Source organism: Streptomyces vastus (assembly GCF_039532825.1).
GTDB lineage: Bacteria > Actinomycetota > Actinomycetes > Streptomycetales > Streptomycetaceae > Streptomyces > Streptomyces vastus.
Window position 1 is genome coordinate 139,023 of the sequence record NZ_BAAASJ010000017.1, and the last position, 24,619, is coordinate 163,641.

Annotated in this window: 15 protein-coding genes; 9 read left to right on the forward strand and 6 right to left on the reverse strand. The window is 71.1% G+C overall.

Annotated features, from left to right (window positions below; all coding sequences use genetic code 11):
• Nucleotides 1-62 precede the first annotated feature (62 nt).
• From ABD357_RS06815 to ABD357_RS06830, 4 genes are all read left to right on the forward strand, one after another.
• Nucleotides 63-761 carry a GntR family transcriptional regulator gene (locus ABD357_RS06815; protein WP_344388196.1) on the forward strand — a complete coding sequence of 233 codons (699 nt, stop codon included), beginning with the start codon at nucleotides 63-65 and terminating at the stop codon, nucleotides 759-761.
• Nucleotides 762-821: 60 nt separating this feature from the next.
• Nucleotides 822-2,324, forward strand: a complete 1,503-nt coding sequence (locus ABD357_RS06820; RefSeq protein ID WP_344388198.1) for a hypothetical protein — start codon at nucleotides 822-824, stop codon at nucleotides 2,322-2,324.
• Nucleotides 2,325-2,496: 172 nt separating this feature from the next.
• Nucleotides 2,497-3,375 (forward strand): hypothetical protein, encoded by an 879-nt coding sequence (locus tag ABD357_RS06825; protein WP_344388199.1) that lies wholly within the window; start codon nucleotides 2,497-2,499, stop codon nucleotides 3,373-3,375.
• A 141-nt stretch (nucleotides 3,376-3,516) separates the two neighbouring features.
• A complete protein-coding gene (locus ABD357_RS06830) occupies nucleotides 3,517-8,361 on the forward strand; it encodes a hypothetical protein (RefSeq protein ID WP_344388202.1) in 4,845 nt (1,614 codons plus the stop codon).
• A gap of 634 nt (nucleotides 8,362-8,995) precedes the next feature.
• Here the strand turns inward: ABD357_RS06830 and ABD357_RS06840 are convergent.
• Nucleotides 8,996-9,523 (reverse strand): hypothetical protein, encoded by a 528-nt coding sequence (locus ABD357_RS06840; protein ID WP_344388203.1) that lies wholly within the window; start codon nucleotides 9,521-9,523, stop codon nucleotides 8,996-8,998.
• Between the two features lie 430 nt (nucleotides 9,524-9,953).
• Between ABD357_RS06840 and ABD357_RS06845 the strand changes: the two genes are divergently transcribed.
• The 5 genes from ABD357_RS06845 to ABD357_RS06865 are packed head-to-tail and all read left to right on the forward strand — an operon-like array spanning nucleotide 9,954 to nucleotide 18,092.
• Nucleotides 9,954-13,013: a nitrate- and nitrite sensing domain-containing protein gene (locus tag ABD357_RS06845; RefSeq protein ID WP_344388204.1), complete on the forward strand. Its 3,060-nt coding sequence runs from the start codon at nucleotides 9,954-9,956 to the stop codon at nucleotides 13,011-13,013.
• Nucleotides 13,010-13,450, forward strand: a complete 441-nt coding sequence (locus ABD357_RS06850; RefSeq protein WP_033321872.1) for a roadblock/LC7 domain-containing protein — start codon at nucleotides 13,010-13,012, stop codon at nucleotides 13,448-13,450. The genes ABD357_RS06845 and ABD357_RS06850 overlap by 4 nt, the downstream gene beginning before the upstream one ends.
• A 9-nt stretch (nucleotides 13,451-13,459) precedes the next feature.
• A complete protein-coding gene (locus tag ABD357_RS06855) occupies nucleotides 13,460-13,855 on the forward strand; it encodes a DUF742 domain-containing protein (protein ID WP_344388206.1) in 396 nt (131 codons plus the stop codon).
• 24 nt (nucleotides 13,856-13,879) lie between these two features.
• On the forward strand, nucleotides 13,880-17,506 hold the full coding sequence (locus ABD357_RS06860) for a hydantoinase B/oxoprolinase family protein (protein ID WP_344388207.1): 3,627 nt from the start codon (nucleotides 13,880-13,882) through the stop codon (nucleotides 17,504-17,506).
• Nucleotides 17,487-18,092, forward strand: coding sequence for a GTP-binding protein (locus ABD357_RS06865; RefSeq protein WP_344388209.1), 606 nt, complete (start codon nucleotides 17,487-17,489; stop codon nucleotides 18,090-18,092). Before ABD357_RS06860 ends, ABD357_RS06865 begins: the two co-directional genes overlap by 20 nt.
• Before the next feature lie 243 nt (nucleotides 18,093-18,335).
• Here the strand turns inward: ABD357_RS06865 and glpK are convergent, their stop codons facing one another.
• The 5 genes from glpK to ABD357_RS06890 all read right to left on the reverse strand — a co-directional run bounded on the left by glpK (nucleotide 18,336) and on the right by ABD357_RS06890 (nucleotide 24,451).
• A complete protein-coding gene (gene glpK, locus ABD357_RS06870; RefSeq protein ID WP_344388211.1) occupies nucleotides 18,336-19,847 on the reverse strand; it encodes a glycerol kinase GlpK in 1,512 nt (503 codons plus the stop codon).
• A gap of 22 nt (nucleotides 19,848-19,869) precedes the next feature.
• Complete coding sequence (locus tag ABD357_RS06875; RefSeq protein WP_344388212.1) at nucleotides 19,870-20,595, reverse strand: MIP/aquaporin family protein; 726 nt, start codon at nucleotides 20,593-20,595, stop codon at nucleotides 19,870-19,872.
• Nucleotides 20,596-21,062: 467 nt separating this feature from the next.
• Nucleotides 21,063-22,715 (reverse strand): EAL domain-containing protein, encoded by a 1,653-nt coding sequence (locus ABD357_RS06880; RefSeq protein ID WP_344388214.1) that lies wholly within the window; start codon nucleotides 22,713-22,715, stop codon nucleotides 21,063-21,065.
• 123 nt (nucleotides 22,716-22,838) lie between these two features.
• A complete protein-coding gene (locus ABD357_RS06885) occupies nucleotides 22,839-24,029 on the reverse strand; it encodes a lipid-transfer protein (protein WP_344388215.1) in 1,191 nt (396 codons plus the stop codon).
• A complete protein-coding gene (locus ABD357_RS06890; protein ID WP_344388236.1) occupies nucleotides 24,026-24,451 on the reverse strand; it encodes a Zn-ribbon domain-containing OB-fold protein in 426 nt (141 codons plus the stop codon). The genes ABD357_RS06885 and ABD357_RS06890 overlap by 4 nt, the downstream gene beginning before the upstream one ends.
• Between the last annotated feature and the right edge of the window lie 168 nt (nucleotides 24,452-24,619).

Here is a 24,619-nt window from a genome sequence, read left to right on the forward strand (position 1 = left end):
TTGTTGAACGATCCCTCAATACCTATGTTGTTTCGTTCTTGTATCTACGGTTGAATCCGGATGTGGCCGAACTGAACGGACTGGCGGACGATCGAGCACTACTGGGACGAACCAGCACTGCGGAGCGGGTCTCGGACATCCTCAGGAGCCGGATCGCCGAGGGGTTCTTCCCGCCCGGCACGCGGCTGTCCGAGGACAGCATCGGCGGCGCCCTCGGCGTCTCGCGCAACACGCTGCGCGAGTCGTTCCGGCTGCTCACGCACGAACGGCTGCTGGTGCACGAGCTCAACCGGGGCGTGTTCGTACGGATCCCGACCGTCGAGGACGTCGAGGACATCTACCGCACCCGGAGCCTCGTCGAGTGCGCCGTCGTCCGCGGCCTCGGCAAGCCGCCGTACGCCGTGGACGGTCTTGCCCGAGTCGTCGCCGACGGGCAGCGGGCGACGGTCGAGAAGGACTGGAAAGCCCTGGGCACGTCCAACATCCGCTTCCACCGGGAGCTGGTGGCGCTCGCCGGAAGCGCCCGCACCGACGAGCTGATGCGCAGGGTCTTCGCCGAACTCCGGCTCGCTTTCCACCTGGTGGACGACCCACGACGGCTGCACGAGCCGTACCTCGCCCGCAACGGCCAGATCCTCAAGGCCCTCCAGGACGGCGGCCGGGACGAGGCGGAGCAACTGCTCGCGACCTACCTCGTCGATTCGCGCAGCCGGGTCGTGGAGGTCTATGGGCGACGGGTGGAGGAGAAGAAGCTCGGGTGACGCGGGGGCCCTTCTTGGGCGTTTGGGGCGTTGTCAGACCCAGGACCTAGTCTTTGCATCGTGACTTCGCCTGCAACGACGGACAGCGTTCCGCCCCAGCTCAGCGCGGGGCCGCGCCCCGCACCGGGCCCGGCCGCCGACGAGGGGCTGGCGCGGCGCCTGCGCGCGCTCGCCTGCACCGCACCCCTGCACGACCTCGATGTACGCAAGGCGAACCTCGCGGGTGAGTACTCCGTGTACGGCATGGCCGAGGTGGCCCTCGCCGCCATCGACCTCGTCACACTGAACATGGACTTCGACACGGGCGCCGACCACGACCAGATCGTGGCCAGGCTCATCCCGCGCATCGCCGCTCAGGCCCCGCGCCGCCCCGTCGCCGAACACGAGCGCGTGGCCCGCTGGGTCCTGGAGAACCTGATCAACGTCGGCAGCGTCGACCGCGGCTTCCGGGCCGTATACGGCACGTTCACACCCGACGGCTCCTATGTGCGCCGCGATTACGACTTCAAGCTGATCGAGGAGGTGCCCGGCTACGGCGGAAGCGTGTATCTCCGCACGACGGACGAGGCGGTCAACGTCCTCGTGGGCGCCCTCGACACGGACGTCACCAGCGCGCAGATCGCCGCCGAGGTCAAGCTGGAGGTGCTGATCAGCCGCGGCAGGCTCGCCGACGCACAGCTCGCCGCCGAGCAGGCCCGCTATCGGACCGTGCAGTACTCCGAGACGCTCCGCAGAGCCCTGGACGCGACACGGCGCAACGTCCGCGCGGTGGACTGGCTGCAGGCCGTCCCCGACATGATCGCCGAGGCACTCGACCACGTGGCCGACCGCTATCGCCACGAGAACGCGATCCTCACCAACATCCGCAAGGCGCGCGACGAGTCCGAGGACCCCGAGCACAAGCGCCGTGCCGCCGAGCTCGTCGACATCGTCAAGGACTGCATCCGCCGTCATACGCAGTTGCAGTCCCGGCTCCTGGAGGCCGGCCCGCTGTTCCGCGCCGAGCAGGACCGACAGGCCTTCGCCGCGCCCATGGCGACGTCGGGGATAGATCTGTACGGGCACCTTGTCGCGCCGGTGCTGCCCCTGCCCGTCGAGCAGGCGCTGCGCGTGACGGACGCGTTCTTCGCGCGCGGTACGGGGCTGCGCACTCCCGTGTCCGTACGGGTCGGGGATCTGGTCGACATTCTGCTGACGCCGCCCATGGAGCGGGAGCATCTGGGGGCGGAGATGCCGGAGCCGGATCTGATCGCCACGCCGGATGACAGCCGGTTCAGCGAGGAGCAGTTGGCTGCCGCCATGGAGCTGCTGGATCTGCCTGCGGATGCGCCGCGGCGGCTGTCCGGGATCCTTGACGACGCCCGGCGTCAGGATCCTGAACTGCCTTACCTCGTCGCGCTGTTGGCCGTCCACGCGGCAAGTCCGCCGGTGGGGACCGCCTGTCGCCAGGGTGAGGAGAAGCTGTTGTTCGCCGTGGACGACGGGATGGAGCTGGACGATCCCGAGTTCGGCGGGGCCGATTTGATCGTGGGTACGGCGACGCTCCGCTTGGAGGGCCGATGAACTGCGGGTCGTTCTTTGGCTGCAGGCCGTCGGTGGCTTGTCGCGCCCGCGATGAGGTCCCCCCGGCTCGAGCGAAGCCGAGAGTGGGGGAGGAGCCGCATGATCACGCCCCGCGCCCCTGGAGGGGCGTTCGCCCACACCCCGACAATCAGATCCCCAAGGAGCCTCAGCCGTGACCGAGCACGTCGAGTGGAGTGAGCCGGAAGCCATCGCCGTGCCGGCGTCCGCCGCTGTCACTCCCGCCGACGCCGCCGACGCGGCCCGGCTCGTCGCCTTCGGGCTGCAGCCCAAGCTGCAGCCCGCCCGCGACCAGGAGTACGCCGAGCTGTTGCGGCGGTATCGGGAAGACCCGGCGTTCGCCCGGCTCGCCGATGCCGTTGCCGCGGGGCTCGGGCTGGTCGTGCTGGAGGTGTCGACGCGCGCGGGGATGGCGGTGACCGCGGCCGAGGACTCGGTGTTCGCCGTGCGTATGGGGGACTACGCACGGCGGGCGTCCGCGGACGCAGGGGACAGGTTCCTGCACGGGCTCGCGCATCTCGCCGTCGCCGCGATGGCGTTTCCGCGGCCCGAGGATCTCGCCGACGACGGGTACATCGGGCGGGTTTCGGTCAATGGAGTGGACGCCTTCGTACGGCAGGCCTGCCGCCGCCTGGAGGAGCGGGCCGAGGAACAGGGGGACAACACCGACCCGGCCACCGACGCGCCCGGCCTCGAGGCCGCCTGGCGGATCTGGGCCAGACGCAGCGCGGCCGGGGCGACCAAGGACGCACGCCGCCTTGCAGGTTCGACCACCGGCATCGTCGGCAAGGCCGTCGCGTTCCTCACCGACTCCGGGTTTCTTCAGCGCACCGGGGACGACGGCGGAGGGACATACCGCACGACCGCCCGCTACCAGCTCCAGGTGCGCGACATGGCGGGCAGCGCCGCCATGGCCGAGCTGCTCGAGCTGGGCATCGTGCCGGTCACCGACGGCACCGCGACCCTGCTGCCCGCCGAGGACACCGACGACCTGGAGCTGGCGGCCGACGCGGGGCTGCCGTTCCACTCCTGACCTCGACGATTCCCGACCACGACCACTCCCGGCTCCGATCCCGGCTCCGACCGCCCCCGAACCTGATCCCTCCCGACCGCGACTGAGCCCAACTCCCTTCCGAACACGTCCGACTACGTCCGATTACGAGAGTCCGCCGCCATGTACGAGCTGTCCCGGGTCCGCCTCTACTCCATCGGGCCGGCCGGTGCGCGCTACGCCGACACCGTGCTGGACCTGCGGGGTGTCGGCGAGCCCGTGCCCGACCCCGCGCCCACTCAGGCGGAGTTCTTCGAGGAGGAGCCGACCGGGCCGCCGCGCCGTCCCGCGCCCGCGGGTGTGCTCTTCCTCGAGAACGGCGGCGGCAAGTCCGTACTGCTCAAGCTGATCTTCTCGGTGATGCTGCCGGGGCACCGGAACACGCTGGGCGGGGCCAGTTCGGGTGTGCTGCGGAAGTTTCTGCTCGCCGACGACTGCGGGCATGTGGCGCTGGAGTGGCAGCACACGCTGACCGGTGAGTGCGTCGTGGTCGGCAAGGTGAGCGAGTGGCGCGGGCGTCAAGTGTCCAACGATCCGCGGAAGTTCGCGGAGGCGTGGTACTCGTTCCGGCCCGGGCCGGGGCTGAGCCTCGACAATCTGCCGGTCGCCGAGGCCACCGCCGTACGGCCGCACGTCGAGGGCGTGTCCGGGGCGCAGGGGCGGCGGCGCACGATGAAGGGTTTCCGGGACGCGATCACGGAGGCGGGGAAGGCGTACCCGCATCTGGAGGTGCACTGGGAGGAGATCCACGACCGCTGGAACGAACACCTCGGGGATATCGGTCTGGATCCCGAACTCTTCCGCTACCAGCGGGAGATGAACGCCGACGAGGGTGAGGCAGCCGGCCTCTTCGCGGTCAAGAAGGACTCCGACTTCACCGACCTGCTGCTGCGCGCGGTCACCGACACCCGGGACACCGACGGGCTCGCGGACCTGGTCGGCGGGTTCGGCAACAAGCTGGGGCGTCGCGCCGAGCTGATCGCCGAGCGGGAGTTCACGGCGGGGTCCGTGGAACTGCTCGGGCGGATCGTGGAGGCGGCCGAGACCCGTTCGCGTGCGCGGGACATCCACACGGCCGCCGAGCGGCGTACGCGCACGCTGGCCCGGCGGCTGACCGCGCGCGCCGTGCGGGAGCGGGCACGGGCCGCCGATCTCGCCCAGCGGGTCACCGCCGCCGCGCACACGGTCACCGAAGCCGAGGGGGCTCGCTCCGAGAGCGCGCTGATCGCGGCCGAGCTCGCCTACCGGCACGCCTCCTTGGCGCTCGCCGGCGCCGAGAAGGCAGCGGCGGCGCAGAAGCGCGAGCTCGCCGACGCGCGCACGCTGCACTCCGCCTGGCAGGCCGCCGAGGCGGTGCTGCGCCACCGGGCCGCTGCGGACCGCTCGGCGCGCGTGGCCGCCGCGATCCGCGAGGCCGAGCGGGATGCCGCGCCCGCGCTCGCCGCGCGCGCGAAGGCCGCCGTCGACCTCGTCCGCGCGCTGCACGCCGCGGCCGAAGGAGCCGAAACGGTCGCCAACGAGGAAGAGGAGCGCTCCGCCGCGCTCCAACAGACCGGCGAGGCCGCCCACCGCGACTCCACGGCCGCCGCCACCGAGGCGCAGCGCGCCCGCAGTGAGGCCGGTCACCTGCGGCAGCGGCTCGGCGAGGTCGAGCAGGAGACCGCCGAGGCGGTACGCGCCGGCTGGCTCGACGACACCGCCCCCGACGCCGACCCCGCGCGCGCGGCCCTGGCGGCCAGCGACGCCGAGAAGTCCGCCGTCGCCGCCTGGGACACCGCACGCGAGGCGTCCCGCCGCGCTTCGGAACACGCCCGAGAGTCCGCAGCCACCGAGTCCCGCGCCGAACTCACGGCGGCCCGCGCTTCGGACGCGGCGACGGCCGCCGAGCGTGCGTACGACGCTGAGCGGCGCACCGCCGAAGCCCTGGCGGAGGAGGAACGGCTGGCCGAACTGCTGAGCCTGCCGGGGGCAGCTGTCGCGGGCCCGGGCCGCGGTGGGGTGCCGATGCCCCGAGCGGCGGCGGACGGCTCCGGAGAGCCCGCGCAGGGTGTGGCTTCCGCGCAGGGGCCGGCCGGCGGCGCGGGTGTGCCCGGCGTCAGCCGGGATGCGGGGGCTGCCCACGGCCGGAGTACCGCCGCGCGACAGATGGCCGAAGGCGCCCTCAGTGCCGAGGAATTGGACCGTTACGCCGACGAACTGCGGGAGTTGCTCGACGACGGGGTCGCCTCCGCCGAGCGGCAGCTCTTCGAGTTGCGGACCGCGGCGGCCGATGACGCGCGGATTCTCGGCGCCCTCGGTGACGGCGGGCTGCTCCCACCGGGGCCGGACGTCGTGGCCACCGTGGAGTACCTGGGGGAGCGTGGTATCCCCGCGCTACCCGGCTGGCGCTATCTCGCGCAGGCCGTCGACCCCGTCGACCACGCACGCGTGCTGACCGCCCGGCCCGAGCTGGTGGACGGCGTCATCATCACGGATCCGGAAACCCACGCACGCGCACGCGAAGCCCTCGCCGATGCCGCGCTGCTGCCCCGGTCCGCCGTGGCCGTCGGTACGGCCTCCGCGCTGCTCGCACCGACGCCGGCCCACGAAGCGGGCGACGGCGGCCGTAGCGACGTATTCCTCGTACCGCCGAACCCGGCCATGCACGACGAGCACGCCGCCGACGAGGAACGGCAGGCGTTGCGCACGCGCGCGACCGAACGGGACGAGGAGATCCGGGAGTTGGCGGCCCGGCTGGCCAAGGACCGTGAGCTGGCGGCGCGCCTCGCCTCCTGGCGGGCCGGGTGCCCGGCAGGCCGGCTCGCCGAACTGGCCGCGGCGGCCCGCGATGCGCGAGCATTCGCCGAGGAGGCCGAGGCCGAATTGGCCGAGGCGCGCACGGTGCGGGCCGAGGCCGACGAGGCCGCGTCCGACGCGGCCCGGGTACGGGACGAGCGCCAGGACGCCGCACAGCGGGCCCGACGCGCCGCCGACGCGCTCGCCGGCCTCGCCTTCCGGCTGCGCGAGCGGGCCGGCTGGCAGGCCAGACTGCGCGAACTCGCCGACGAGGCTGCCGAGTCGGAGGCCCGCGCACAGTCCTGCCTGGAGCGGGCCCGAGCCGCCGACGAGGACCGGCGCGCCGCCCAGCGCGCCGCCGACGACGCCCGCCGCACGGCCCGCACCCTGCGCGCCGAACGCGCGGAGATCGCGGGCGTCCCCGACGACGTACAGGAGGACGCGGCGACGGAGGGCGAGGGCGCTCCCCAGGCAGGCGCAGCAGGAGACACACCAGCAGACTCGTCAGGCGACAAGGCCCCCGGTCGCGCCCAACCCAAGCCGTCCCTCCCCGCCCTCCGCGAGGCCTACCGCGCCGCGTCGCAGCTCTACGAGAAGGTCGGCGTCGGTGCCGATCTGCGGGCCGAGCAGGCGCGGGCCGAGAGCGACGAGAGCGCCGCGCTCGCCGAGCTGGACCGGCTCAGCAACAAGGTGCGTACACGCGCGGCCCAGCTTCTGGAGTCCACGGACGGTTCCGACGGGCCGTCCCGGCAGGCCGCTGCCGCCCGGGCCGAGGAACTCGTCCAGCTGCTGGAGACCCGCATGTCGACCGCGAGCGAGCAGCTCGGACGGTTGCGCGGCGAGGCAGAGCGGCACGCGCCCGAGGACGGCGGGGCCCACACCGAGCTGCCTGAGGAGCTTGTCCCGCGAGACGCCGAGCATGCGCAGAGCCTGCTGCGTACCGCCACGTCCGAACTCGCCTCCCGCACCGAGGCGTTGAGCCAGGCGCGCGAGGTCCACGCCGAACTGCTCGACGCCCACCGAGCCGCCGAGGACGCGGCCGGCGGCTTCGACGAGACGGCCGCCCTTCTACGGGACCTCCTGCGCGAGCACACGACGGACGAGGAGCAGGAGGAGCCCGAGCCGTACCCGGGCACCCTCGAAGAGGCCCGGCAGTCCGCCGCCGAGATCCGCCGCTCCCTCCGGGGCTGCGCCGCCGACCTCTCCGCCGCCGAGTCAGCCGTACGCGACGCCAGCGACGTACTCGTACGGCATGCCAACTCGACGCGTTACGAGCAGGTCCGCACCCCCGCCCGGCAGCAGATCCGCGAGCTGCCCGCCGCCGCGCTGCCCGAGCACGCCCAGAAGTGGGCGGACGCCTTCGCACCTCGACTCCGGGTCCTCACCGACGAGCTGGCGCAGCTGGAGCGCAACCGGGACTCGATCGTGGACCGGCTGCGAGGGCTGGTGGAGTCGGCGCTGGCCACACTCCGGTCTGCCCAGCGGCTGTCCCGTCTCCCTGAAGGGCTCGGCGAGTGGTCCGGGCAGGAGTTCCTGCGCATCCGCTTCGAGGAGCCCGACCAGGCCACGCTCACCGAGCGGCTCGGCGAGGTCATCGACGAGGCGACGCGAGCGGCCGTGAAGAAGAACTCCGACCTTCGCCGCGACGGCATGACGCTGCTCCTGCGCGGCGTCGGTGCGGCACTCCAGCCGAGGGGCGTCGCCGTCGAGATCCTCAAGCCGGACGCCGTACTGCGCGCCGAGCGCGTCCCCGTCGGGCAGATGGGCGATGTGTTCTCCGGCGGCCAGCTGCTCACCGCCGCCATCGCCCTGTACTGCACGATGGCCGCCCTCCGCTCGAACGACCGGGGCCGCGACAAGCACCGTCACGCCGGCACGCTGTTCCTCGACAACCCCATCGGCCGCGCCAACGCCACGTACCTGCTGGAGCTGCAGAGGGCGGTCTCGGACGCGCTGGGCGTCCAACTCCTCTACACCACCGGCCTGTTCGACACGACCGCGCTGGCGGAGTTCCCGCTGGTGATCCGGCTGCGGAACGACGCCGACCTCAGGGCGGGCCTGAAGTACATCAGCGTCGAGGAACACCTCCGGCCGGGACTGCCACAGCAGCCTCCGGCCGGCGAGGGGGAGTCGGTACACAGCGAGATCACGGCGACACGGATGTACAAGAGGCCGGCGGCCGGCGCCCCTTAAGGGGCGCGGGGCGGTATTGATTTGCAGCTCGGCCGCGTGGGCGCGATCAACCACAAAGGACCCGCAGCTCGGACGCCCGCTCCTGGCGCCGTGCCTTGCGGCGCTCACGTCGCAGGACACGCGCCGTGCTGCTCGGCGTCCTGTCCGCTCCTTGGCGCGCTGGGTTTGACCGTGATCACGTAATAACGGTGGTCCTGGTCCTCCGCGACCGAGGGCAGCTTCGCGAAGCCCCCGCTGCCGTCGTCGGTGAACCCCCTTGACCCCGTCGCCGGACTCGGCGCCGTGGCCCACGTAGTTCCGGGCGGCGTATCAGCCGGCGAACTCCGGGAGTACATCGGTGAGACCGTGCGCCCCGTGCCCTGCTTCCGGTCCGACCAGTACGGTGCGCGCCGGTTCGCGGGGCGGTGGCTCGCCACTGACACCGTCCGCACCGCGGAGGGCTCGATCATCGGCGGCGCGCCGGACGAAGGCGGCTTCCTCGCGAGGTGCGAGCGCGACGGCCGCACAACGGCGGTGCTCTCCGTGGACCGCCCGCGCCCCTTCATCGGCCAGGCGCGAACTGGCGCGCGGTGGAGGCGGCAGTCGCCTCCCGATGAGCCGGCCTTGAGTTCCGGACCAGCTCACCGGGAGCTCATCAGGAGTGCGACAACTGCCCCGCGCCGCCCCGACGGCGTATCCGCTCCTTGGCGCGCTCGGACGCCCGCTCCTGGCGCCGTGCCTTGCGGCGCTCACGTCGCAGGGCACGCGCCGTGCTGCTCGGCGTCGACACCACGCCGTTCCGCTGCATCCACACCTGTCGGGTCACCCACACGTCCAGCGCGCCCCATGTGGCAACCACCGTGCTCGCCACGCTGCTCAGGACCATGGGGAACGCGAGCCAGGAACCGGCCAGCGTGCACAGGAAGGCCACCATCGCCTGGATCAGCGTGATGGCGATGATGATGACGGCCCGCACCGCGGACGTACGCACCGGATCGGGCAGCCGTAGTCTGCGCGCGGGCTCCTCGACCCACAACGGCCGGTAGTACGCCCGCTCTTCCTCCTGTTGCTCCTCCTGCGCCGGAATGTCGCGATCCGGCGCCTCTGCCTGGGCGTCCCGCTCCGCCACCGCCGTTGCCCCGACGCTCGGATGGGGCGCCTCGTGCCGCTCTGCCGTGCCCATCAACTTGTCACTCCCCACCGCCCAGCAGCCCCTCGCTTCGGTGTCACGAGACATCAACATCCCACGGCTGCCCGGCTTGCGCCGTTTTATGCCACCCGGGTGCGGCATGCGGCGCCTGAGCCGATTCCGTCCCCAACTCCCATACAGACAGACGATCGACGCACGCCGAAGATTCCCAACGAGAGGAAAATTTCAGCCAACTGGCCAAGCCCCCTGAGAGGTTGGCGTTCGGTGTTCTGTGCCGGAATCGGGGAGGCAATCTCCCCCAATGAACGGACAACTGCGGATGTCTTGTTCCTGTCGCGTCGGCGAAACGGAAGGGGTCCGTCCGGACAGGCCTTCGAGTTCCCTGTGTGTCGGTAGTAGGCTCACGCCGTTTGTTGACGCACATGTGTACCCCCATCCGGAGGGGGTCGAGCTGGGGGAGGCCATGCGCTTTCGCGGGAAGTCCATCCGCCGGAAGATCGTGGCGCTGCTCATCGTGCCGCTGGTGTCCTTGACGGCGATCTGGGGCTTCGCCACGGTACTCACCGGGCGCGAGGCAGGCCGACTGCTCGACGCTTCGTCCGTGGTGGAGAAGGTCACCTATCCCACTGAGGACACCGTCCGCGTCCTGCAGCAGGAACGCCGTCAGACCCTCGTCTATCTCGCCGACCCTCGCGCCTCCGACGGTCTCGCCGCACTCCGTCACAGCCGGGCGGCCACCGACGACGCCATCGCCGAGATCCGCAGGAACGCCGAGAACTCCGACGTACGCGACGCGGTGAGCGAGGGCACCGGCGGCCGGCTGACGGCCATGCTGGACTCCCTGGACGACATCGACTCTCTGCGCCGCAGCGTCGAAGAGGGCACACTCACCCGGGCCCGGGCCCTGGAGCGCTACAACAACCTCGTCCAGCCCTGCTATGTCGTGCTCGAAAACCTCCATGTGGTCGACGACGTGGAGATGGACAAGCAGGCCCGCGCCCTCGTCGACATTGCCTTCGCGCGCGAACTGCTGTCCCGAGAGGACGCCCTGCTCGGCTCGGCGTTGGTCGTCGGCACGCTCTCCTCCGACGAGATCCGCGACATCTCCGACCTCGTGGCCCAGCGCGAGCTGATGTACGACAGCAACCTGCCGCTGCTCCCTTCCGGGGAGCGCGAGCGCTACGAGCGCTTCTGGAGGAACACCGCCGCTCCGCTGCGGGTGGCCGAACAGGCCGTCATCTCCTCCGAGTCCGGCAAGCCCCGTGGCGTCACCGCGAAGAGCTGGGACACCGAGGCCGGCCACGTCCTCGACGAGCTGGGCACCCTCAACGACGAGGCGAGCGACCGCTACCAGGACCGCGTCAACCCGATCGCCGTCGACGTCATCGTCAGGGCGGCCATCGCCGGCGTCCTCGGCCTGATCGCCCTGCTGGTCTCGCTCTTCCTGTCCGTACGCATCGGCCGCGGCCTCATCCGCGACCTGCGCGGGCTGCGCCTGGAGGCCCACGAGGCATCCGGAGTGCGGCTGCCCAGCGTGATGCGCCGGCTCTCCGCGGGCGAACAGGTCGACGTGGAGACCGAGGTGCCGCGTCTGGAGTACGACAAGAACGAGATCGGCGAGGTCGGCCAGGCACTCAACACCCTCCAGCGCGCCGCGGTCGAGGCCGCCGTCAAGCAGGCCGAACTGCGCGACGGCGTCTCCGAGGTCTTTGTGAACCTCGCCCGCCGCAGCCAGGTCCTGCTGCACAAGCAGCTCACCCTGCTCGACAGCATGGAGCGCAGGACCGAGGACACCGACGAACTCGCCGATCTCTTCCGCCTCGACCATCTGACCACTCGCATGCGCCGCCACGCCGAAGGCCTGGTGATCCTCTCCGGCGCGGCCCCCTCCCGGCAGTGGCGCAAGCCCATCCAGCTGATGGATGTCGTCCGCGCCGCCGTCGCCGAGGTCGAGGACTACGAACGTATCGAGGTACGCCGACTGCCCCGTATGGCCGTCACCGGTCCCGCGGTCGCCGACCTCACCCACCTCGTGGCCGAACTCCTCGAGAACGCCACGGTGTTCTCGCCCCCGCACACCGCGGTCCAGGTGCTCGGCGAACGCGTCGCCAACGGCTTCACGCTGGAGATCCACGACCGCGGTCTGGGTATGGCCCCGGAAGCGCTCCTCGACGCCAACCTGCGGCTCGCCGAGACCCCGGAGTTCGAGCTGTCGGACACCGACCGACTCGGGCTCTTCGTGGTCAGCCGCCTCGCCCAGCGGCAGAACGTACGCGTCTCCTTGCAGCCGTCCCCGTACGGCGGGACGACCGCCGTGGTGTTCATCCCCGACGCGTTGCTCACGGAGGACGTGCCCGACACCAACGGCGTGGGCTTCCGGCTCGACCGGGCGCTCCAGCCGAAGGAGAGCGACGACAACCGCAAGGCTGCGCTCTCCCAGGTGCCAGTCCAGCTTCCAGGCCTGCCGGCCTCCATTCTGGGCGGTCCCATCGAGCTGGAGTCTCCCGTCGATCTCGACGCCCTCGACGACTTCCCGGGCGGCCTCGATGACGAGGACAGTGAGCGTGGCGGCATCTTCCGCCCGCGCCGCTCCATCGCCGGAGTCCCCGTGGAGCAGCACCAGCAGGCACGCGAGGCCCCGGGCGAGTCGGCTCGCCCCGGCGATGGCGACCACCCCGGCGAACCCGTACCGCTCCCGCGCCGCAGGGCCCCGAAACTCGTCAGCTCCCACGGCCGCCCCGTCACCCAGACGAAGCCATGGCGCGCGGAGCCGTCTGAACGCGCGGACGCCGAGGAGCCGACGCAAGCGGCGGAATCGGCCGAGGAGGCGCCCGGACGACCGGGCGCACTGGAGGAGCTGCCGAAGCGGACGCGCGCCGCCAAAGCCGATCGGCTGCCGCCGCGTCGGGAACCGGCGGATCCGCTTCCCACCCGCCGGGGCGAGCCTGGTGCCCTGCCCGATGCGGGCACCGAGCCGGCGGACGGTGGGGCCGGGCTCGGCCGGACACCGGACCACGGCGCCGAGATCGACAAGATCCCGGACCGTGACACCGAGCCCTCGGGCAGCACCCGGCCGGCCGGCCGCGGCCCTGAACCGGGAGGCCGCCGCCTCGATCCCGGTGAGGCGTCCACCCGCGGACCCGAACGCACCGAAGCCTCGGCCCGAGGCGGTGAGCCCGCCGAAGCCCCGCCCCTCCCCAAGCGGGCGTCGAGTCGCGGCACCGCGACGGGCGGCGGCCGCACCGGCACCCCGCCCTCGGGCGGCGGCACCGGCCCGCTGCCCCGACGCGTACGGCAGGCCAATCTGGCCCCGCAGCTGAAGGACGGACCCGACCGGCGCGCCGAGCGCGATCCGACCCGCGCCGGGAACGGCGCGGAGGCCACCGAGCGTGACGCCGACCAGGTACGCAACCGCATGGCCTCGCTCCAGCGCGGCTGGCAGCGCGGCCGTGAGGAGAACGCCGCGGGCGACGGGGCCCAGGGCGGCACAGCACAAGGAACGACTAAGGGGGACGGTCGATGACCGCACCGAAGGACGCCGGCCACATCAGGACCAACAAGGTGTCCGGCGAACTCAACTGGCTCCTCGACGACCTGGTGGACCGTGTCGCCAGCATCCGCAAGGCACTCGTGCTCTCCAGCGACGGTCTGCCCACCGGGGTCTCCGAGGACCTGACCAGGGAGGACAGCGAGCACCTCGCCGCCGTCGCCTCCGGATTCCACAGCCTCGCCAAGGGCGTCGGCCGCCACTTCGAGGCGGGCAGTGTCCGGCAGACGATCGTCGAGCTCGACGACGCGTTCCTGTTCGTCACGGCCGCCGGCGACGGCAGCTGTCTCGCCGTCCTCTCGGACGCCGACTCGGATGTCGGGCAGGTCGCGTACGAGATGACGCTGCTGGTCAAGAGGGTCGGCGCACATCTGGCACAGGCTCCGCGCACCGATCTGCCCGCAGGCGGGTAGTGGGATGGCATGAGCGCAGACGGTCAGGGGATGTCCCACTGGTTCGACGACGAGGCCGGACCGGTGGTCCGTCCGTATGCCATGACACGCGGCCGCACCACCAGCGCGGCCCAGCACCGCCTCGACCTGATCGCGGTGGTCGTGACAGAACCGCATGCCGACGAGCCGGGGGCGGCCCAGACACTGTCCCCGGAGCACGAGGACATCGTCGGACTCTGTCGCGACGCCCCGCAGTCGGTCGCCGAACTCGCCGCCGAACTCGACCTCCCCATCGGGGTGGTACGTGTCCTCATAGGAGATCTCGTGGCTGACGAAATGGTCCATGTGACGCGTCCGGTACCCCCCGCCGAACTGCCGGACGAGAGTATTCTGCGCGACGTGATCAATGGGCTCCGGGCGCTCTGAACAGCGCGGAAGCGGGAAACAGACGTGACAGGCTGGCAGTTCTGGGTCGACCGAGGCGGCACCTTCACCGACATCGTCGCGCGTCGCCCCGACGGCCGCCTGCTCACGCACAAGCTCCTCTCCGACAACCCGGCGCGGTACGCCGACGCCGCCGTCGCGGGCGTACGGGAACTCCTCCGCGACGACGGCCCCGTCGACGCCGTCCGCATGGGCACCACCGTCGCCACGAACGCCCTTCTGGAGCGCAAGGGCGAGCGCACCCTCCTCGTCGTCACCCGCGGATTCCGGGACGCGCTGCGCATCGCCTACCAGAACCGCCCGCGGATCTTCGCGCGAGCGATCGAACTGCCCGAGCTGCTCTACGAACGGGTCGTCGAGGTCGACGAGCGCATCGCCGCCGACGGAACCGTCCTGCGCGCCCCTGATCTGGACGCCCTCGCCGGGCCGCTCCAGGAGGCGTACGACGACGGAATCCACGCCGTGGCCGTCGTCTGCATGCACAGCCACCTCCATCCCGTCCACGAGCGGGCCATCGGCGAACTGGCCGCCCGTATCGGCTTCCCGCAGATCTCGCTGTCCAGCGAGGTCAGCCCCCTGATGAAGCTCGTCCCGCGTGGCGACACAGCCGTCGTCGACGCCTACCTCTCGCCCGTGCTGCGCCGCTACGTCCAGCACGTCGCCGATGAACTGCGGGGCGTGCGGCTGATGTTCATGCAGTCCAACGGAGGACTCGCCGAGGCCGGACAGTTCCGCGGCAAGGACGCCATCCTGTCCGGGCCCGCCGGCGGCATCGTCGGCATGGCGCGGATGTCGCAGCTCGCCGGCTTCGACCGAGTCATCGGTTTCGACATGGGTGGCACCTCCACGGACGTCTCGCACTTCGCGGGCGAGTACGAACGTGTCTTCACCACCCAGATCGCCGGCGTCCGGCTGCGCGCGCCCATGCTGGACATCCACACCGTCGCGGCGGGCGGCGGCTCCGTGCTCCACTTCGACGGCTCCCGCTACCGCGTAGGGCCGGACTCGGCGGGCGCGGACCCGGGGCCCGCCTGCTACCGGAACGGCGGCCCGCTCACCGTCACCGACGCCAATGTGGCCCTCGGCCGCATCCAACCCGACCACTTTCCCAGGGTCTTCGGCCCAGGCGGCGACCAGCCGCTCGACAACACGCTGGTCCGCGACCGGTTCGCCGCCCTCGCGCACGAGATCCGGGAAACCACCGGCGACGACCGTACCCCAGAGCAGGTCGCTGAGGGATACCTCCAGATCGCCGTCGCCAACATCGCCAACGCCGTCAAGCGGATCTCGGTGCAGAAGGGCCACGACGTCACCCGGTACGCGCTCACCACCTTCGGCGGCGCGGGCGGCCAGCACGCCTGCATGGTCGCCGACTCGCTCGGCATCCGCACCGTCCTCGTGCCACCCATGGCCGGTGTGCTCTCCGCGCTCGGCATCGGGCTCGCCGACACGACAGCCATGCGCGAACAGTCCGTCGAGGCGCCCCTGGAGGCGTCCTCGATGCCCGGTGTCCTGAAGACCGCGGACGACCTGGAGGGAGCTGCCCGCGCCGAACTCCTCGCCGAGGACGTGCCCGAGGACCGCATCCGGGTCACCCGCCGGGCCCAGCTGCGCTATGACGGCACGGACACGGCACTCGTCGTCGAGCTCACCGAGCCCGACACCATGACCCGCACCTTCGAAGACCGCCATCGCGCCACCTACTCCTTCACCCTCGACCGTCCGGTCGTCGTCGAAGCCCTCTCCGTGGAAGCCACCGGCCTCACCGACCCCCCCGATCTCTCCGCCCTCGCCACCCCCTACTCCACCCCCGCCGCCCCCGAGACCGTCAGCCTCCACACCGGCGGCGCCTGGCGCGACGTACCCCTGCACCGTCGCGAGGAACTGCCCCCCGGCGAAACCGTCACCGGCCCCGCGATCATCACCGAGGCCAGCGCGACGACCGTCGTCGACGACGGCTGGCAGGCGGCCATGACCGACGACGGGCATCTGATCATGGAACGCGCGGCGATCACAGAGAGTTCCGATCTCGGTACGGAAGCCGACCCGGTTCTCCTCGAGGTCTTCAACAACCTCTTCATGTCGATCGCCGAGCAGATGGGCGCCCGCCTGGAGTCCACCGCCCAGTCGGTCAACATCAAGGAGCGCCTGGACTTCTCCTGCGCGCTCTTCGACCCCGAAGGCAACCTGGTCGCCAACGCCCCCCACATCCCTGTGCACTTGGGATCGATGGGCACCAGCGTCAAGGAGGTCATCCGCCGCCGCGGCTCGGGGATGCGCCCCGGAGACGCGTACGCCGTCAATGATCCGTACCACGGTGGCACCCACCTCCCCGACGTCACGGTGGTCACTCCGGTCTTCGACACGGAGGGTGACCGGATCCTCTTCTACGTCGCCTCGCGCGGCCACCACGCCGAGATCGGCGGCATCGCCCCCGGCTCGATGCCCGCGAACAGCCGCGTCATCGAGGAGGAGGGCGTCCTCTTCGACAACTGGCTGCTCGTGGAAGGCGGCCGTCTCCGCGAGGCGGAGACACGACGGCTCCTCACCGAGGCGCCCTACCCCTCGCGCAACCCGAAGACCAACCTCGCCGACCTGCGTGCCCAGATCGCCGCCAACCGGAAGGGCGTCGACGAAGTCGCCCGCATGATCGAGAACTTCGGCCTCGACGTCGTCCAGGCGTACATGAAGCACGTCCAGGACAACGCCGAGGAATCCGTACGCCGCGTCATCGACGCCCTTGAAGACGGCGAGTTCACCTACGAGACCGACTCCGGCGCCGTCATCCGGGTGCGCATCTCCGTAGACCGCGAAAAACGCTCCGCCACCGTCGACTTCACCGGTACGTCGCCGCAGCTCGGCACCAACTTCAACGCACCCTTCTCGGTGGTCAACGCCGCGGTCCTGTACGTCTTCCGCACTCTCGTCGCCGACGACATCCCGCTCAACGACGGCTGTCTGCGCCCCCTGGACATCATCGTGCCCCCTGGCTCGATGCTCGCTCCCGAACCCCCGGCCGCCGTGGTCGCCGGTAACGTCGAGACCTCGCAGGCCATCACGGGTGCCCTCTACGGAGCCCTCGGAGTGCAGGCGGAGGGCTCCGGCACCATGAACAACGTCACCTTCGGCAACGAACGCCACCAGTACTACGAGACCGTGGCCTCGGGATCCGGCGCCGGCGAAGGTTTCCCCGGCGCATCCGTTGTCCAGACACACATGACCAACTCGCGGCTCACGGACCCCGAAGTGCTCGAGTGGCGACTGCCCGTCCAACTCGACGAGTTCGCCGTGCGACGGGGCAGCGGCGGGGCCGGACGGTGGCGCGGCGGGGACGGCGCCGTACGCCGCATCCGGTTCCACGAGCCCATGACCGTCTCCACGCTCTCCCAGCACCGTAGAGTCCCGCCCTACGGCATGGCGGGCGGCGAGCCCGGAGCTCTGGGCGCCAACCGCGTGGAGCGCGCGGACGGTACGGTCACCGAACTCGGCGGAAGCGACGCGGCGGACGTCGGCCCCGGCGACGTACTGGTCATCGAAACCCCTGGGGGCGGCGGATACGGTCCACCCCGCGCCCCATCCCCGTACGACACCACTGAAGCAGGAGAAGAGAACGATGATCTTCGGGCGTTCTGAGCGCGGCAAGGCCCCCGTCGAGCCCGTCACGCTCAAGATCCTCGTGGCGGGCGGCTTCGGCGTGGGCAAGACGACAATGGTCGGCGCGGTCAGCGAGATCAAGCCGCTGCGGACCGAGGAAGTGCTCACCGAGGCCGGCCGCCCGGTCGACGACACCAGCGGTGTGGAGGGCAAGCACACCACCACGGTCGCCATGGACTTCGGCCGCATCACACTCCGCGAGGACCTGGTCCTGTACCTCTTCGGGACGCCGGGACAGGACCGCTTCTGGTTCCTGTGGGACGAGCTCTCCACCGGTGCCCTGGGGGCTGTGGTTCTCGCCGACACCCGCCGCCTGGAGGACTGCTTCGCCGCGGTCGACTACTTCGAGCGGCGCTCCATACCGTTTGTGGTGGGCGTCAACTGCTTCGAGGGCGCCGCCCGTTACCCCACCGAAGACGTCCGCCAGGCCCTCGACCTCGACCCCGATGTGCCCGTCGTGCTGTGCGACGCGCGCGACCGGGAGTCCGTCAAGGAGGTCCTCATCGGCGTCGTCCAGCACGCCATGGCGTACGCGGCCGAGCGCCGCCAGACCGTCACCACCTGAAGCGCTCGCTCGCCACCCCGACCGCCACGCGTACGGCCCGTACCCCGCCGACTGGGGTACGGGCCGTAGTCTCAGCGGACTTGCCGAGTTCCGGTGCTGTACCGCGCCCCTTCAGGGGCGCGGGGCCGTATCGATTTGCGGCTCCGCCGCGATGGGGGTCCCCCCTCTCGAGCGCAGCCGAGAGGGGGGAGCGACCAGCCACGACGGGCCCGCCGTTTCGCAACCGCACTTCCCGCGGAGCGCTTAGCTGGGACCGTCCTCGTGCCAGCCGAAGCTCTTCTCCACCGCCTTGCGCCAGTTGTGGTATTCGCGGTCGCGTACCGACTCCTCCATCGACGGGGTCCACTCGACGTCCTTCTGCCAGTGCGACTTCAGCGTGTCGAGGTCGTTCCACACACCGGTCGCGAGGCCCGCCGCGTAAGCGGCGCCCAGGCAGGTCGTCTCGGAGACCTTCGGGCGGATCACCGGTACCCCGAGCACATCCGCCTGGTGCTGCATCAGGAGGTTGTTCTTGGTCATGCCGCCGTCCACCTTCAGGGTCGTGATGTGCACCCCGGAGTCCTGGTACATGGCGTCGACGACCTCCCGGGTCTGCCAGCTCGTCGCTTCGAGCACCGCGCGCGCGAGGTGCCCCTTCGTGACGTACCGCGTGAGACCGGTGACGACCCCGCGCGCGTCGGAGCGCCAGTAGGGCGCGAACAGGCCGGAGAACGCGGGCACGATGTACGCCCCGCCGTTGTCGTCGACGCTCGCCGCCAGCGTCTCGATCTCGTCCGCCGTACGGATGATGCCGAGCTGGTCGCGGAACCACTGCACCAGGGCGCCGGTGATCGCGATCGACCCCTCCAGGCAGTACACGGGCGCCTCGGAGCCGATCTTGTAGCCCATGGTGGTGAGCAGCCCGCTCTTCGAGGGGACCGGCCGGTTCCCGGTGTTGAGCAGCAGGAAACTGCCGGTGCCGTATGTGTTCTTGGCCGTGCCCACGTCGTAACAGGCCTGCCCGAAGACCGCCGCCTGCTGGTCGCCGAGCGCCGAGGCGACCGGCACCCCGCCGAGTTGGCCCACAGCGGTCCCGTACACCTCGGCGGAGGACTTGATCTCCGGAAGCATCGCTTCCGGGACGTTCATCGCGGAGAGGATCGAGGCGTCCCACTGAAGGGTCTCGAGGTTCATCAGCATGGTGCGCCCGGCGTTGGTCACGTCGGTGACGTGACGGCCGCCGTCCGTGCCACCGGTGAGGTTCCAGATCAGCCAGGAGTCGATCGTGCCGAAGGCGATCTCGCCCCGCTCGGCGCGGGCCCGCAGCCCCGGCACGTTGTCCAGCAGCCAGGCCGCCTTCGGCCCAGAAAAGTAGCTGGCCAGCGGCAGGCCGGTCTGCTCGCGGAAGCGGTCCTGCCCGTCAGAGCCGCCCAGCTCGTTGCAGAGCGCGGAGGTACGGGTGTCCTGCCAGACGATGGCGTTGTGCACGGGCTTGCCCGTGGCGCGGTCCCAAAGGACCGTCGTCTCCCGTTGGTTGGTGATCCCCAGGGCGCTGAGCTGGTCGGCGCGGAGACCGGCCTTCGCGATCGCCCCCGCCACCACGGCCTGCACCTTCGACCAGATCTCGGTGGCGTCGTGCTCCACCCAGCCCGGCTTCGGGAAGATCTGACGGTGCTCGCGCTGGTCGACGGCGACGATCGCGCCGGCTTCGTTGAAGATGATGCAGCGGCTCGAAGTGGTGCCCTGGTCGATTGCGGCGACGAACTTGTCTGTCATGACGTCCCCTTCGTCGGATTCTTCAGAAGGCTGCGTTGAAGATGAGCCCCGAGAGCGCCCCGCCGATCAGCGGCCCCACCACCGGGACCCACGCGTAACCCCAGTCCGAGGTGCCCTTGTTGGGTATCGGGAGCAGGGCGTGAGTGATGCGCGGGCCCAGGTCACGGGCTGGATTGATGGCGTATCCGGTGGGACCGCCGAGCGACAGGCCGATGCCGACCACCAGGAAGGAGACGATCAGAATCGCGGTGCCGGACTCGCCGAGACCCTTGGTCAGGCCGAAGGCCAGGATCGGCAGAACCAGGGCGATGGTGGCGATGATCTCGGTGATGAGGTTCGCCATGGGATTGCGGATCGCGGGTGCCGTGGAGAAGATCCCGAGCGTCGGTTGCGCCTTCTTCTCCTCGGCATTGGCCTGGAACTGGGCGAGGTAGACCAGCCAGCACAGAACCGCGCCGAGGATCGCGCCGATCATCTGTCCGGCGACGTAGAGGTGGACCTTGTCCCAGTTCCCGGTGTCGATGGCGATGCCGAGTGTCACCGCCGGGTTGAGATGCCCGCCGGACAGCGGTGCCGCGGTGTACGCCCCGGCCATCACACCGAAGCCCCAGCCGAACGCGATGACGACCCAGCCCGCGTCCTTCGCTTTGGAGTCGTTCAGTACAACGGCGGCGACGACTCCGGCGCCGAAGAGAATCAGAATCGCTGTGCCGATGATCTCACCGACGAAGATGTCTCCATTGCTCATGGCGGCTCCTAGGCCCTCGCCCGGGGCGATCGGCCCCGGTCCACCGTGCAGGGTGCGTTCCCATGGCTACTTCAGCCGAAGGCAGGGAGGGTCCCGAGCCCCGCCCGGCGTCCGTGACGAGCGTGCCGTGGCAGCCGAATCGCCCATGGGGGATGACCCGTTGGCGCAGGCGAGGGCCCGCGCGGCGCAGTGCGTGGATACGCCGGAATGCGGCGACGCCGACTGACATCCGGAAGTGTTCACCGGAGGTCAAGGACCGTCAAGGTCGCGGACGGCAATGGTTCTGGCCCACGAAGATGCTTGAACCGGGACGGCCGCGTTCCGCAACCGCTGTGCGGAGGTCCCCCACTCTCGGCTTCGCTCGAGCCGGGGTGGACCCCATCGCGACGGAGCCGCGTACGTCACTGCCCCGCGCCTCTTACGAGGCGCGATACCGCACCGGACTTCACGAAGGCCGCTCAGACCGCTCAGCCCAGGCTCGGCCCGCCCGCCCCGCATCCCGCCTGCGCGGGCGCCGCCCCCGAGCCCCGGCGGATCTCGTGGCCGGGCAGGCCGGCGTGGCCCAGCACCCAGCTTGCGCCCCGCAGGGACTTCGCGGCCTGTTTGAGCGGCGCCAGACACGCGGCCGCCTGACGGTGGTCGGTCACGCTTCCCGGGGCGCACAGCACCGTGGCCAGGGACAGCGTGACGGCGAGACCACCGGCCGACCACGGCGTGTCCAGCACCGACATGGCCAGCGGATCGAGCCCCTCCGGATCCGTCAGTACGAGGAAGTCGTCACCGCCGATGTGCCCCACGCGCGTGGCCCCGTACGCCGCCGCCTGCAGCGCCCGCCCCACCGCGCGGATCAGCTCGTCGCCCGCCGCGAACCCCGCACCGTCGTTGACCTGCTTGAAGCCGTCGACATCCAACCAGCTCAGCGCGAAGATCCGCCCGTCCGCAACCCGCCGGTCCACCTCTGTGGTGATCGCGTCTGAACCGGGCAGCCGCGTCAGCGGGTTCAGCCCGGCCGCCTCCTCGACGCGGCTCTCGGCCAGCGCCCGTACCAGATCGGCCAGTCGTACGACTCCCACGCACCGCCCGAGCCGGTCGACGACCGCGACGTCGTCGGAGGTACGGTCTCGGTCCCCGTCCGCCACCACGTCGAGGACCTCCCACGCGGTCGCGTCCACACCGACCGTACGCGGCGGATCGCCGAGCTTGGCGGCCGGCCGGTCGGCGTACAGCGCATGCCCGTAGCGGCCCGACAGCGACAGCAGAAACCGGGAACGGTGCACCGACCTCACCGGAACCCCGGCCGCGTCCACGAGCAGTACCCCGGACACCTCCGGCGACCCGGTCAGCAGCGCCCGCACCTGCCCCGCCGACGCGCCTGCGGGCAACAGCGCCGCAGGGCGTACGAACTGCCGCACCGACGGCCCGTACGGAGGCGTCGCCGCCGTGGCGTGGGAGAGCGCCGGAACGTATACGTCCGCTGCCGGACGGCGTGCCGGGGGACCGAACAGATCGCCCTGCGCCAGCTGCGCGCCCGCCGACAGGGCCGCCGCACACTGCTGTTCGGTTTCGACGCCCTCGATCGACAGCAGCGCGCCGAGCTGCTCGCACAGAGTCCGCATCGCCCGCACGACCGCGGGCCGCGTCAGCAGGGAAGCATCGAGCTTGACCAGGTCGGGCGCGAGATCCGCGAGCACCCGAAGAGGTACGTCGCCGTCGCCGATGCCGTCCGCGCAGACCCGGAAGCCCTCGCCGCGCAGCGCCGTGACCGCTTCGATGAGCGCCCGGTGCGGCACGTGGGTGAAGGGCGGGCCGACGTCGACCGTCACTTCCCACGGCATGCGCCCGGCCTCGCGCACGGTCTCCCGCAGCGCGGCGAGTCCCCCGAGGTCGGCGAGGGTGCCCGCGAACACGTTGACGTGGAGCGGGAGCAGCGTCTCCTGACGGGCGGCCGACCGGATCGCCAACGCGGCCAGCCGGCCGTCGAGTTCGGGATCGCGGCGGGCCTGTGCGAGGACGTCACCGGCCTCCGGGCGGGCGAGTATCTCCAGCGCCGCGACCCCTCCCGTCGTCAGGTTGACGATCGGCTGGAAGGCGAAGCGGAGAGTATCCGTCCAGGAGCGCACGAAAGCATGATGACGCTTCCGGCATGCGCTCAAGCCCAGTTCACGAGCTGTTCACGCAGGATTCCGGACCGATCACTCAGCGTACGGAATGCCACTTCAGCTCCCCGTACGGGCACCCTGCCCTCACCGGACGGCTATCACCGACGACCCGTGGCCGAACAGCCCCTGGTTCGCGGTGATCCCCACCCGTGCGCCCGCCACTTGCCGTGCGCCCGCCGAACCGCGCAACTGCCAGGTGAGCTCGCAGACTTGGGCGATGGCCTGCGCCGGAACGGCCTCTCCGAAAGAGGCGAGTCCGCCGCTGGCGTTCACGGGTATTCGACCGCCGGGCGCCGTCGCGCCCTCCTGCAGCAGCTTGGCCGCCTCGCCCTCGCCGCACAGCCCCAGGTCCTCGTACCACTGCAACTCCAGGGCCGTGGACAGGTCGTAGACCTCGGCGAGTGACAGGTCCTCCGGTCCGATGCCGGCCTCCTCGTACGCCGCCCGCGCGATCGACGCGCGGAACGTCTCGGCCGGCGGCTCCACCGCGACCGCGGAGTCCGTGGCGATGTCCGGCAGATCGAGCACCGTGTTGGGGAACCGCGGTGTCACCGTGGACACCGCGCGGATCCGCACCGGATCCGCGGCTCCATGGCGCCGCGCGAACTCCATGCTGGACAGCACGAGCGCCGCGGCCCCGTCCGAGGTGGCGCAGATGTCGAGCAGCCGCAGCGGATCGGCGACGACGGCCGAGGCGGCGACCTCCTCGGCGGTGACCCGCTTGCGGTACCGCGCGTTCGGATTCAGCGCTCCCAGGGCGGCGTTCTTCACCTTGACCTGTGCGAAGTCCTCCAACGTGTCCCCGTGCACGGTCATCCGCCGCCGCGCGTACAGTCCGAAGTACGCCGGATTCGTCGCTCCCAGGACCCGGAAGCGCAGCCAGTCCGGATCGTCGGGCCGGTTCCCGCCGGCCGGCCGGAAAAACCCCTTCGGAGCCGCGTCCGCACCCACCACCAGGACCACGTCGGCGAGACCCGAAAGGATCTGCGCCCGAGCCGTGTTGACGGCCTGGGCCCCCGACGCACACGCCGCGTACACACTCGCCACCCGGGCGCCCTGCCAGCCCAGCGCCTTCGCGAACGTCGCCCCCGCCACGTACCCCGGATAGCCGCCACGGACCGTGTCCGCGCCGACGATCGAGCCGACGTCCCGCCAGTCGACCTCCGCGTCGGCCAGTGCCGCGCGCGCCGCCGCCACCCCGTACTCGACGAAACCGCGTCCCCATTTGCCCCAGGGGTGCATGCCCGCGCCGAGCACCGCCACCTCACCCGTCATGCCCCCACCCCCGTCGGCCGCCAGTGCCACGTCATCCAGGTCGTCTCCGCGTCCTCGTTCAGCACGCCCGGGACGACCTCCACCTCCATGCCCACCGTCAGATCGGCGACGGTGACCCCGGGAACCGTCTGTCCGAGCACCACGATCCGCTCGGATTCCAGCTCCACAGCGATCAACGCGTAGGGCTGCCATTCGAGTTCCGGGTCGGACACATACGGTGACGGTGGCCGATACCTGCTGTCGGTGTACGACCAGACGCGGCCTCGCCGGGACAGCGGGACCTCGGCCAGCTCACCGCCTGGGCAACCCGGGTTGCGGCAGAAGGCGTCCTCACGGGGGAAGAACACAGATGCACAGGCCGAGCAGCGTGTGCCCAGAAGTCGGAAGTCGTCTCCCTCGCCGGTGAACCAGCCGGGGACCACGGGTGTGCGGGTGCGGGACAAGATCCCTCCAGTGCTATGTATCTGACGGTTCGTCAGAAGTTTGGCACGGGGCGCGCCGCTTGGGCAGGGCGTCAGCGGACAGGTCCCTGCGTCAAGGCGGAGGGCCGGAAGGTCGCGCGGTACTGACGAGAACCGCGCGGGCCCTCC

Coding starts and splice junctions, on each gene's coding strand:
- ABD357_RS06830 (WP_344388202.1), top strand. CDS start 3,517: ATGTACGAGCTGTCCCGGGTCCGCCTCTACTCCATCGGGCCGGCCGGT.
- ABD357_RS06840 (WP_344388203.1), bottom strand. CDS start 9,523: ATGGGCACGGCAGAGCGGCACGAGGCGCCCCATCCGAGCGTCGGGGCA.
- ABD357_RS06845 (WP_344388204.1), top strand. CDS start 9,954: ATGCGCTTTCGCGGGAAGTCCATCCGCCGGAAGATCGTGGCGCTGCTC.
- ABD357_RS06850 (WP_033321872.1), top strand. CDS start 13,010: ATGACCGCACCGAAGGACGCCGGCCACATCAGGACCAACAAGGTGTCC.
- ABD357_RS06855 (WP_344388206.1), top strand. CDS start 13,460: ATGAGCGCAGACGGTCAGGGGATGTCCCACTGGTTCGACGACGAGGCC.
- ABD357_RS06865 (WP_344388209.1), top strand. CDS start 17,487: ATGATCTTCGGGCGTTCTGAGCGCGGCAAGGCCCCCGTCGAGCCCGTC.
- glpK (WP_344388211.1), bottom strand. CDS start 19,847: ATGACAGACAAGTTCGTCGCCGCAATCGACCAGGGCACCACTTCGAGC.
- ABD357_RS06875 (WP_344388212.1), bottom strand. CDS start 20,595: ATGAGCAATGGAGACATCTTCGTCGGTGAGATCATCGGCACAGCGATT.
- ABD357_RS06885 (WP_344388215.1), bottom strand. CDS start 24,029: ATGACGGGTGAGGTGGCGGTGCTCGGCGCGGGCATGCACCCCTGGGGC.